This is a genomic window from Stenotrophomonas sp. CASM106 (assembly GCF_049384825.1).
Classification (GTDB): Bacteria; Pseudomonadota; Gammaproteobacteria; order Xanthomonadales; family Xanthomonadaceae; genus Stenotrophomonas; species Stenotrophomonas muris.
In genome coordinates this window covers 36,680-47,807 of record NZ_JBMRFS010000003.1, presented here as the reverse complement: position 1 = coordinate 47,807, position 11,128 = coordinate 36,680, and the positions used below count along the sequence as shown (strand labels likewise).

Below are 11,128 nucleotides of genomic sequence, written 5' to 3'. Positions count from 1 at the left end.
GGCTTAGATCCGCTTGGCCAGGGCCTGCTCGGCCGGACGCAGCAACAGGTAGATCACCGGCGTGGAGAACAGTGTCAGCAACTGGCTCACGATCAGCCCACCGATGATGGCCAGGCCCAGCGGGTGGCGCAGCTCCGCGCCCATGCCGCTGCCGAACGCCAGCGGAACGGCGCCCAGCAATGCGGCCAGCGTGGTCATCAGGATCGGCCGGAAGCGCTGCTCGCAGGCGCGCTTGATCGCCTCGGTACCGTCCAGGCTGTGGTCACGCTCCAGCTCCAGCGCGAAATCGATCATCATGATCGCGTTCTTCATGACCATGCCGACCAGCAGCACCACGCCGATGGTTCCGATCACGTCGAACTGGCTGCCGCTCAACATCAGCGCCGCCAGCGCACCCAACACTGCCGAGGGCAAGGTGGACAGGATCGTCAACGGGTGGATGAAGCTCTCATAGAGCATGCCCAGCACCAGATACACCACCAGCACCGCCGCCAGCATCAGAATGGCTTGGCCGGACATGGCGCCGCCCAGGCTGCCGGCCGCGCCTTCCAGATGCAGCGTGACCGCAGCCGGCAGGCCGATGTCCTTGGCAATGGAGTCCAGCCGCTTCACCGCGTCGCCGAGGGTGACGCCATCGGCCAGATCGAAACCGATATCGGCGTAAGGGAACTGCCCCTGACGCTCGAATGATACCGGCGCGTCCCCCGCGTCGATCGTGGCCAGCGCGGCCAGCAAGACAGGGGTGCCATTGGTGCCGGGTACGTGGATGCGCTGCAGCACGTCCCGTATGTCCTGCAGGCCGCCCTTGGCGGCCAGTACGACGTGGTACTGGCTCAGGTCGGTATAGATGGTCGAGACCTGATTCTGACCAAACGCTGCGTACAGTGTGTCATCGATACTGCGCATGTTCACGCCCAGGCGCGAAGCCGCGACCCGATCCACGTCCAAACGTGCCTGCAGGCCCCGGCGGGCTGCCTGGCTGTCCACCGCAGAGAACGCTGGATCGGCTCGCATGGCGGCCATCAGCTTCGACGTCCACTCGGCCAGCAGGCCACGATCGGTGGACTCTAGGCCTGCCGCATAGGGCATGGACGAGGACTGGGTATCGAGTGTCAGGTCTTGGACCGGGCGCAGGTGCAGCACCATACCGGCGCGCTGCGCCTTGTCGGCGAGGCGTTTGATGACTGTGGCGCTGGTGTCCTTTCCCGCCTTCAGGCGCACGAGCATTGGCACGGTCCCGAGCGCGGTGTTGGTCTGGCTCACGCCGGCGCTGATGGAGATGTTCTCCACGGCCGAATCGGCAGCCACCAGCCGCGCTGCGGCCTGCTCGCGCTCTTGGATGCGCGAGAACGCACTGTGCGCATCGACTTGCAGCGCGCCCTGCAGCATGCTGGTGTCCTGCACCGGGAACAGGCCCTTCGGCAGCGCCCACAACAGCGCCAGGGTCAGCACCGTCGCGCCGGCCACGGCAAGCATGACCGCCGCACGGCGCTGCATCAGGCGATCCAGCAATCGTGCATAGCCACGCTCCAGGCGCACGAAGAACCCTGCCTCGTCGTGCTCGGCCTCCGGCTTGAGCACGCGCGCGCACAGCATCGGTACCAGCGTCAGGGTCACGCCTGCCGACACCACGATGGCCACCGAGAGGGTCACTGCAAACTCGCGGAACAGGCGGCCAACCACGTCGCCCATGAACAACAGCGGGATCATTACCGCGATCAAGGCTGCCGACAGCGATACGATGGTGAAGCCGACCTGTCCGGCACCTTCCAAAGCGGCCTGCATGCGCGACTTGCCCATCGCCATGTGCCGGCTGATGTTTTCGATCATCACGATGGCATCGTCGACCAGGAAGCCAGTGGCCACGGTCAACGCCATCAGGGTCAGATTGTTGAGGCTGAACCCCAGCCCATAGATGATCGCCACCGTGCCAAGCAGGGACAATGGGACGGTGATGCCCGGGATGATCGTCGCTGGCCAGTTGCGCAGGAATACCCAGATCACCGCTACCACCAGCACGATCGCAATCAGCAGTTCGACCTGCACGTCGTGAACCGATGCGCGGATCGTCTCGGTTCGGTCGCTCAGTATCTGCAGACGGACCGAGCTGGGCAGGGCGGCCGACAGGCTCGGCAGCGCGGCGCGAATGCCGTCGACGGTCCTGATCACGTTGGCACCGGGTTGGCGCTGGATGCTGATCAGGATCGCCGGCGTGTCGTTCGCGTAGGCCGCCTGTCGCGTGTCTTCCGCTCCGGTGGCGATCTGCGCCACTTCGCGCAGATACAGCGGCGCACCATCGTGCCAGGCCAGCACCAACGATGCATATTCTTCCGGTTCGACCAACTGGTCGTTGGCGCCGATCGCGTAGGCGACCGTCGGACCGTCTATGGTGCCCTTGGGAAGGTTGACGTTGGCGGCGGTCAGGGCCGCCTCGACGTCTGCCAGCGTCAGCCCGTGGCTGGCGAGCTGGCGTGTATCGACCGTAACGCGGACTGCGGGACGGTGGCCGCCGCTGACCGTTACCAGCCCGACACCGGACATCTGCGAGATCTTCTGCGAGATGCGCGTCTCGGCCAACGCCTGCACCTGCGTCAGCGGCAGCACGTCGGACGTCATGGCGAGCGTCAGCACCGCCGTGTCGGCTGGGTTGACCTTGCTGTAGACCGGGGGATAAGGCAGGTCGTCGGGCAGGCGTGCCCGCGCCGCGTTGATCGCGGCCTGCACTTCCTGCTCCACTTCCTCCAGCGAGGTGGACAGGCCGAATTGCAACGTAATGACCGAGGCACCATTGGCACTGCTCGACCGCATACGCTCCAGTCCCGCGATCTGTCCCAGCTGGCGCTCGAGCGGTGCGGTAAGGGTGTTCGCGGTTACGTCGGGTCCAGCGCCGGGATACTCGGTGTAGACCTGCAGGGTGGGATAGTCGACTTCTGGCAGTGCCGAGATCGGCAAGCTGCGATAGCCGATAAGACCGGCAAGCAGTACGCCGACCATCAGCAGTGCGGTGGCCACCGGCCGGCGGATGAAGGTGCTGGAGAGATTCATGGCGTAGGTTCAACGCCCGGCTTGCGCCGGCGCGACCACGCGCACCGCAACACCGTCCTCCAGCGCGTCGATGCCGTCGACTGCGATCTGCATGCCGGGCTTGAGCGCGTCGGCGACCACCACGCTTTGGCTGTCCAGGGTCGGCCCCATCGTTACGTTCTGCAGATGCGCCTTGTCGTCTTTGATCATGAAGACATAGGCACCCTGGTTGCCGTACCGGATCGCCGAAAGCGGCACGACCATGGCGTTTTCCAGTGTCTGCAGATGGACCCGCGCGCTGACGAATTGGTTGGGAAACAATCGGTGCGCGGCATCGTTGAACTGGGCGCGCAACATCACCGTTCCTGTTGCGGCGTCCACGCGGTTGTCGATGGCCTCCAGGCTGCCCTCGGCAAGCACGTCGCCGCCGTCCCGGCCCAACGCATCAACCCGTACAGGACCTTGTCGCCGTGCGTTGAGTACACGGGACATCTGGTCGATCGATAGCGCGAACTTCACCGTCGTCGGCGATACGCTCGTCAGCGTGGCAACGCCGTTGGCATCACCGGATTGCACAAGATTGCCAAGATCCACCGCCCGCAGGCCCACCACACCGTCGATGGGCGCGGTGATCCGGGTATAGCTCAGCTGTACGCGCAGGTTGTCCACCGAGCCCGAGTCCGCCTTGACTATGCCCTCGGCCTGCTGGACCGCAGTCTCTTGCGTGTCGAGCTGCTGGCGCGAGGCGGAGCCAATGTCGACCAGCGCCCGCGTGCGATCCAGGTCGCGGCGCGCGTTGGCGAGTTGTGCGCGATCTCGCAGCAGCGCGCCTTCCGCCGTCTGCAACTGCGCCCGCAACGCACGATCATCGATCGTAGCCAGCAGATCGCCGCGGGCGACCACTTGTCCTTCCCTGAAGTTGATCGAGGCCAACGTGCCTTGTACTTGGGCACGCACGATGACCGTGGTCGATGGCGTGACGGTACCGACCGCGTTCAGAAATACAGGCACGTCGCGTACGGCGATCGCTGTGGTCCGCACGACCCGCGATACATTCTCGTCGCCTTGGCCTGCTTGACGATGTCTAACTAGTAAGCTGGCTACGAGAACGATCACAACGAGCAAAAGGGTAAGCAGCGCCACAGGGCGCCAACGTCGGACTTTCACTGGAATAGGCCACACGGAAGCAAGGAAGGGAGAGAAGGAAGGGCCGAGCCCCGATCGGCATGGATCGATGCGGGGCCGTTACGAACCTTCCTCGTCGGGGCGGCATGGTACGAACGCCGCCTGCCCAATCGGCTTCAAACTGCGCACATGTTGTTACATTCGGTTACAGCCTTGGTCGACCGTCATGGACAAGTGGCTGAAACAAAAGGGCTATTTCCGAGATTCATCATGCCCTGACGGTGCGGTTGCGGTTGCAAGGCAACGCCTCTTGCGCGAAGAATTTGTCTAACCCTTCGTGAATGGCAGACTCCGTGGAAGATGCACCGCACCGAATACTGGTCGTCGACGATGACCTGGAATTGCGCGACATGCTGCGCCGCTATCTGGGCGAGCATCGCTTCGACGTACAGATTCTGGCTTCCGCCGACCGACTCGACGAACGACTACGGCGTGAACCCTTCGACGTACTGATCCTGGACCTGATGATGCCTGGCGAGGACGGCTTGTCGATTTGCCGTCGCCTGCGCGCGGAGGGAAGCACCGTTCCCATCCTGATGCTGACCGCACGCGGGGCGGCGGTGGACAGGATCCTGGGCCTTGAAATGGGCGCTGACGACTATCTGGCGAAACCTTTCGACCCGCGCGAGCTGATTGCACGGCTGCATTCGATCCTGCGCCGGCAGTCCATGGTGAACTGCGATGGCCGCTGGGCCGGTGGCAACGTCATCCACTTCGGGCCCTTCATTCTCAATCTGACTCGGATGGAGGTGACACGCCATGGTGAGGTACTGGCGCTCTCCAGTTCGGAATTTCAGCTCTTGCGCATTATGGCGACCAATGCCGGGCGCCCCTTGAGCCGCGAGCATCTGCTGGAGAAGCTGAAGGGGCGCGAGTACGACTCGCTCGATCGCAGCCTGGATGTGCAGGTCCTGCGTCTACGACGCAAGATCGAGGACGACCCGTCATCACCACGCTACATCCGCACGGTATGGGGCGTAGGCTACATGTTCGTTGCCCAGGCCTCCGAATGAAACTGCCCTGGCCCAGGTCGCTACTGGCGCGTAATTTTCTGCTGCTGATGGTTCTGGCGCTGGCGCTGGAGTTCTCGGTGTTCGCGACCTTCTACCAACTCCTGCAGAAGCCCCGCAGCGAAGGGCTGGCGACGCTTGTCGCCTCGCAGATCAACACCCAACGCGTCATCCTCGCGGCACTGCCTCCTGGCGAGCGCGACGACGTGATCCGGCGGATCAACGCCGAAGGCGCCATGAAGATCAGCCCCGCCATTGAGGGGAATGCTTCTCACGGGGAGGAGAGCGGCGGCATTTGGCTGACCGATTTTGCCCGGCGCCTGGAGAGACAACTGCCGCCAGGCAGCCGGCCGGCGATCACGCACCTGGGCGCTGCCCATGTACGGATGCAGGTGGGTGATCAGGCCTACTGGCTATCGTTACCGCTTCATGTGCAGCTGCGCGACCGGGCCATGACCGTCGCCGTGGCCACTTCGGGGCTGATCGTCGGCCTGATGTTGCTGGCTGCCTGGCTCATCCAGCGAAGAATCAATCGCCCGCTACGGCAGCTGCAACGCGCAACCCATGCCCTGGGTAGCGGCCGGGCGCCCGGTAGACTGCCCGAAGACGGACCCAGCGAACTGGCAGCGGTCACGAGGCAGTTCAATCGCATGGCCGAGAACCTGGAACGCAACGAAGGCATGCGTACGCTGATGTTGGCCGGCATCTCGCACGACATCCGAACGCCGTTGACCAAGCTGCGCCTGTTGCTGGCCATGGACCAGCTGGACGAGCACACCGCCAGCGGCTACATCCAGCAGATCGATGCAATCCTCGGCCAGTTCCTGGACTTCGGCCGAACCGAGGGTGACGAGGCACCGTCCATACTCGACGTCAACATCCTCGTACAGCAGCTTGCCGCGGAATTCGGCGAGCGTGGGGACACTTTCGCTCTGAATCTGGACCCTGCCCTTCCTACGATGTGCTTGCGGCCGCTGGCATTGCAACGTGCCATCGCCAACCTGATGGAAAATGCCGTGCGCTACGGCAAGACAGGGCTGGCCGTAGACACGCAGGTCGGCGATGGATGTGTGAGCATCCGTGTTCGTGACGCTGGCCCCGGCATTCCGCCGGACCAGGTGGAGTACCTGACGCGGCCATTCACGCGTGCCGACGATGCACGCTCGAACAACGGAGGCACGGGTCTGGGTCTGGCGATCGTGGACCGCCTGGCAAGGATTCATGGCGGGGATCTGCGCCTGGAAAGTCCGCCTGAAGGCGGCCTGCATGCGACCATCGTGCTGCCCGTTCAGGCATCGCCGAACTGAAGGTCATCTGTACGCGCCAAACCTCTGTAAGGAAATGAAACATCTGCCTTACCGAGCGCAACACCTCTCGCAGCAGCACTTCCTAGCATGGATTCATCAGGCCGGATCTACTCCGCCTGATTCCATCAACCCAATAGGAGTACTGCCAAATGCGATCCCTCATTCTGACTTCCTTGCTGGTGCTGCCTGGATTGGCCCTGGCCGCGCCGCAGTTCGGCGGCGCTGATCGTGCCAAGGCCGCCGAGCAGCTGGAAGCGCGGTTCAAGCAGGCCGACACCGATCAGGACGGCAAGCTGACCCAAGCCGAGGCCGAGAGGGGCATGCCTCGGATCGCCAAGAACTTCTCCAAGATCGACGCCGCCGGAAACGGTTACGTGACCCTGGATCAGCTCCGCGCATTCGCCCAGCAAGCGGCCGCGGCCGGCAGGGGCAACTAAGCCTCGCATAGCCAGTTTCCTCCCCGTTCACCGGCACACCCATCTCCCGGTCTCTCCCGGGCCGGTGAACGGGGCTCTCTTCCTTCGCGAGGAATCGCCCGATGCCAAAGCAGTTCACGGGTGCGGTGCTTGCGCTCGCATCTCTCTTCCTTTCAGCCAAGCCGATCAACGCGCGTGCGCAAGATGCATGGTCGTCGGACGACGATCACAAGATGCATGGTCTGATCGGCCTGGGCGCGGCGTCAATCCCGGATGCGCCGGGAAGCGATGACCAGCGAACCATTCCTCTTCCTGTCCTGAGCCTGCGCTTCTCGGGAAGTGCGTTCTACGTGGGAAACCCGTTTGGCGGATCGCCACTTCAAGCCGGCGCAGCATGGAAAACCGATGGCGGCTGGCGTTTCGGCGCAGGATTTTCCACCCAAGCCAACGAGCCTCGCGAAGCCGACAATCGCCAGCGAGAAGCGGGTGTGGAAGACATCGAGCGAGGCAGCGCCGCATTGGTGTTCGCGCAATGGAACTATGAGCAGGTATCGGCCACGCTGACCGGAGCCAAGGCGCTGGGCGACAGCGAACAAGGAATGATCGCGACGCTCCGTCTGGAGCGCGTTATTACCCTGAATCCCAGGCTGCGTATCACCTTCGGACCGTCGGCGACCTGGGCAGATGACGAAAACATGCGGACCTACTTCGGTGTCCCGCTTGGCAGTACCGAACTCGCGCAATACGAGCCTTCCGGTGGCCTTCAGGAAATCGCGATGCAGGCGGGGATCAGTTACGCGGTATCTCCCAAATGGATCCTCGGCGCGGGCCTGCGGATCGCGAGGCTGCAGTCCGAAGCGCGCGCCAGTCCGCTGGTCGAGGACGAGACCCAGCGCAGCATGTCTGCATTCCTGGCACGTCGATTCTGACGGTAGATCGGAGCAAGACCGGCCACTCCTACTTACGCCGGCGCGTGGGAAGTGTATGCGGATGTTGACGCATGGTCGGTGAGCATCCTTGGCAGAGCGTGCGATTCCCACCGCCGGCACCTTCAAGCGCGGCGTCCCCGCGCCGCCATTTCCCCTATCCCATAGCACAGGAGTCCCACCATGTATTTACTGAAAATCATTTCGAAACTGGCCGTCCTGGCCGCCGTCGCCATCCCCTTCGCGGACATCAGCAGCGCGCACGCTGCGGTTGTCGTAGTCCCGCCGCCCGCGCCGCCGGCAGCGACCGTCGTAGTACGGAAACCGGCGCCAGTCGTAGTCGCGGTGCCAGCACCGCCCGCCACAGCCGTCGTTGTGAGGAAACCCGCGCCGGTCATCGTCTCGACGCCAACACACCCCTCGGCCGTCTATGCTCGTACCCGTAACTTCAGCGCCGACGGAAACGGCAATCGCAGCGCCAGTCGCTCCGGCAGCGCCGGCACCATCTATGGCGGGAGCGCCCATTATCAGGCCAATGCCTATCGCAATGCCGATGGCAGCGCCGGGAGGAGCGCGACCGCCTCCGTCCAAGGGGCGAATGGCGGGCGTGCGAGCCGCACGGCCAACGGTTACCGGGATGGCGCAGGCAATGCCGGCTACAACTACAACGCCTCGGTCGAAGGTGCCAATGGGGGCAGTGCTAGTCGCAGCAGCAACTTCGCCAAGACCGACGATGGAAGCTATTCCGGCAGCCGCAGCACTGAGATGACTGGTCGCAATGGCAACAGCTACTCCGGTTCGACCGAAGTCAGCAACGGCACGCTCACCCACACCGGCAGCTGCACCAACGCCTCGGGTGAGGTGGTGTCCTGCCGCTGATGCTTGTCTGGGTGCCGCTGCGGGGCGGATTCTCCTCCCTCTGGCCGTCTCCGTAGCGGCGCCCACCTTACCGCCCTTGGGAAGAAATTGCGCGAGTTTCGGGTCCTATTGGCCCCATCACGGCCGTCCCTGCAATTCTCGTCCTTTGCTCCATCGGAGAGCTTCATGGAAATTCGTATCCTGCTTTCCCTTGCTGCCTGCATCGCCCTTACCGCCTGTGCCACCGCGCCCAAGCCGCTGCAAGGCACATTCACCCAAGTTAGCCCGCACGATGTGGCGGCCGGCGCGCAGGCCGTTGCGCAAGTGCGCTGGGGTGGCAGCATCGTCGAAACCAAGCCAGGACCGGACTCGACCTGCGTGCAACTGATCTCTCGACCTCTCGACAGCCATGCTCGCCCGAACCGCAGCACACCGGATGCGGCAGGCGGACGCTTCGTCGCCTGTCACGCGGACTTCTACGATCCAGTCGTGTTCGCCCCGGGACGCGAGGTCACCGTCGTGGGCACGATCGAAGGTACTACCACGACCAAGATCGGCGAGTACGACTACACATTGCCCAGAGTCAATGCCAGCGTGATTTATCTGTGGCCCGAAACGAAGGAAGCGCGCGTGGTCTATCCATATCCCTACTACGGTCCTGTCTGGGGTTACCGCGGTTGGTGGTGGTAGACGGTAAGGGAAAGCGCCAAGACATCAAAATGGCCTTTGATTCCATCAACTGTCGAAGGTGGCAAGCATGTATGCCTACGAGACGATGCCGCTGAATTCCAATGAGGATGACATGCCGGTTGTTGAATTGATCATCGCATTGAAGGCATCGAGTGATCGCATAGAGGAAATGCGTGACGTGCTGCAGGCATTACGCGAGGCCGCCATTCAAGATCCAGGATGTCTGGACTATCGCATTGCCCGAGGAAGCCTATCGGAAAACCGATTTTTCCTGCTGGAGCGTTGGGTCGATGCCGAGGCACTGTTCCGACACGAGCATACGCCGTACTTCTTGGATGGAGTGGCGCGCGTGCGAGCATGCTGTGAATCCGTGGATTTTCAGCCAATTACCTGGTTGGAATGAGCGAACGTTATGGAGCTTCGCCATCTTCGTTGCTTCCTGGCTGTCGCCGAAGAATTGCACTTCGCCCGTGCAGCTGAGCGCCTGCACATCGAGCAGTCGCCATTGTCACGCGCCATCAAGGAGCTGGAGGAAGAACTGGGCGTGGCGCTGTTCGCCCGCACCACGCGCAGCACGCGACTGACCCGTGCGGGCAAACTGTTCCTGGATCACGTGCCGCGCGTGTTCACTGCTTTGCAGCAGGCGCGCGACAGTGCGAAGGCCGCGGCCAATGGCTTCCACGGCCAGTTGCGCATCGCCCTGTCCGACGGCATTACGCCGTCGCGTCTGCCGGCCTTGCTGGCGCTGTGCAGGCAGGAAGAACCCGAAGTCGAAATCCGCCTGACCGAGGTGCCGCTGTCGCAGCAGATCAAGGGCCTGCACGACGACCTGTACGACGTGGGGTTCGCTCGCGCCGACGAAGCAGGTGACGGCATCGTAGCGATGCCTGTCTGGAACGATCCGCTGATGGTGGCCGTGCCGGCCCGGCATGACCTGCTCAGGTACAAGCGGATTCCGTTGGAAGAAGTGCTGCGCTTCCCACTGGTGCTCTGCGACCCGGTGGCGTGCGAAGGCCACGCGCGACAAGTGGATCGCCTGCTGCGCCGCGTGGACATGGAACCGCTGGTGGCCGAGCGGGTGGCGTCCTGCGACCTGATGATGGCCTTGGTATCGGCCGGGTTCGCCCTAGGGCTGACGGGCGCAGCGCACATCACGGCCAGCCGCGAACAAGGCGTGGTCGCACGGGCGCTGGCGGGATGTTCGCCCGTGCTCACCACCTATCTGCTGCGCCTGGATGCCGAACCATCGGAGACGCTGGCTCGCTTCATCGAGCGCGTGCAGGCCATCGACTCGCCCGAGGCCGCCAGGCCGACGCCAGGCGATGAACCCGATGTCCCGGAGGAATCCGAACCATGAAGAAGACCATTCCGTTCCTGCTGGCTGCTGCGGTGCTGACGGCCTGCGGCCCCACTGACACGCCAGAGAAGACGGACGCGCCCAGCGTTGAAGAACTGGCATCCGATCCCGTGCGGCTGAAAGAACTGCGCCAGCAATGCAAGACGGATCGCCCCAAGCTGGGCGACGTGCTTTGCAATCGAGTCGCCGAAGCCACGCGCAAGCGGTTCTATGGCGACGGCAATACGCCCTACACGCCGCCGGAGAGTCCGCCGAAGTTCTGACCGTGGGTGCTCCACCACGAAACCTCTGCTTTTCTGCTCGACACGCCGCAGCGCGCCTTCGCTTGCGGCGTTTTTCTTTGGCGCGATGCAGC

At 63.5% G+C, this 11,128-nt stretch carries 11 protein-coding genes; 9 read left to right on the top strand and 2 right to left on the bottom strand.

Translation table 11 applies throughout. The features are described from left to right. Positions 1-3 precede the first annotated feature (3 nt). Both VG556_RS07565 and VG556_RS07560 read right to left on the bottom strand, forming a co-directional pair. Positions 4-3,045, bottom strand: coding sequence for an efflux RND transporter permease subunit (locus VG556_RS07565; RefSeq protein ID WP_014646133.1), 3,042 nt, complete (start codon positions 3,043-3,045; stop codon positions 4-6). Between the two features lie 9 nt (positions 3,046-3,054). Further along, positions 3,055-4,065, bottom strand: a complete 1,011-nt coding sequence (locus VG556_RS07560; protein ID WP_014646134.1) for an efflux RND transporter periplasmic adaptor subunit — start codon at positions 4,063-4,065, stop codon at positions 3,055-3,057. Between the two features lie 437 nt (positions 4,066-4,502). Here VG556_RS07560 and VG556_RS07555 point away from each other — a divergent pair, with 437 nt between their 5' ends. The 9 genes from VG556_RS07555 (at position 4,503) to VG556_RS07515 (ending at position 11,036) form a co-directional block, all read left to right on the top strand. Further along, positions 4,503-5,222 (top strand): response regulator, encoded by a 720-nt coding sequence (locus tag VG556_RS07555; RefSeq protein ID WP_014646135.1) that lies wholly within the window; start codon positions 4,503-4,505, stop codon positions 5,220-5,222. Continuing rightward, complete coding sequence (locus tag VG556_RS07550; protein WP_019184023.1) at positions 5,219-6,526, top strand: ATP-binding protein; 1,308 nt, start codon at positions 5,219-5,221, stop codon at positions 6,524-6,526. The genes VG556_RS07555 and VG556_RS07550 overlap by 4 nt, the downstream gene beginning before the upstream one ends. Before the next feature lie 149 nt (positions 6,527-6,675). Continuing rightward, the gene (locus VG556_RS07545; protein ID WP_034010244.1) at positions 6,676-6,963 is read left to right on the top strand and encodes an EF-hand domain-containing protein; all 288 of its coding nucleotides are present in this window, start codon (positions 6,676-6,678) and stop codon (positions 6,961-6,963) included. Positions 6,964-7,064: 101 nt separating this feature from the next. Continuing rightward, complete coding sequence (locus tag VG556_RS07540; RefSeq protein WP_019184024.1) at positions 7,065-7,871, top strand: MipA/OmpV family protein; 807 nt, start codon at positions 7,065-7,067, stop codon at positions 7,869-7,871. A 180-nt stretch (positions 7,872-8,051) separates the two neighbouring features. After that, positions 8,052-8,747 carry a hypothetical protein gene (locus VG556_RS07535; protein ID WP_099589019.1) on the top strand — a complete coding sequence of 232 codons (696 nt, stop codon included), beginning with the start codon at positions 8,052-8,054 and terminating at the stop codon, positions 8,745-8,747. Between the two features lie 165 nt (positions 8,748-8,912). Beyond that, positions 8,913-9,416, top strand: a complete 504-nt coding sequence (locus VG556_RS07530) for a Slp family lipoprotein (RefSeq protein WP_019184026.1) — start codon at positions 8,913-8,915, stop codon at positions 9,414-9,416. A 67-nt stretch (positions 9,417-9,483) separates the two neighbouring features. Beyond that, a complete protein-coding gene (locus tag VG556_RS07525; RefSeq protein ID WP_034010246.1) occupies positions 9,484-9,819 on the top strand; it encodes a putative quinol monooxygenase in 336 nt (111 codons plus the stop codon). A gap of 9 nt (positions 9,820-9,828) precedes the next feature. After that, the gene (locus VG556_RS07520; RefSeq protein WP_014646139.1) at positions 9,829-10,773 is read left to right on the top strand and encodes a LysR family transcriptional regulator; all 945 of its coding nucleotides are present in this window, start codon (positions 9,829-9,831) and stop codon (positions 10,771-10,773) included. After that, positions 10,770-11,036, top strand: a complete 267-nt coding sequence (locus tag VG556_RS07515) for an EexN family lipoprotein (RefSeq protein ID WP_014646140.1) — start codon at positions 10,770-10,772, stop codon at positions 11,034-11,036. Before VG556_RS07520 ends, VG556_RS07515 begins: the two co-directional genes overlap by 4 nt. Positions 11,037-11,128: the final 92 nt, after the last annotated feature.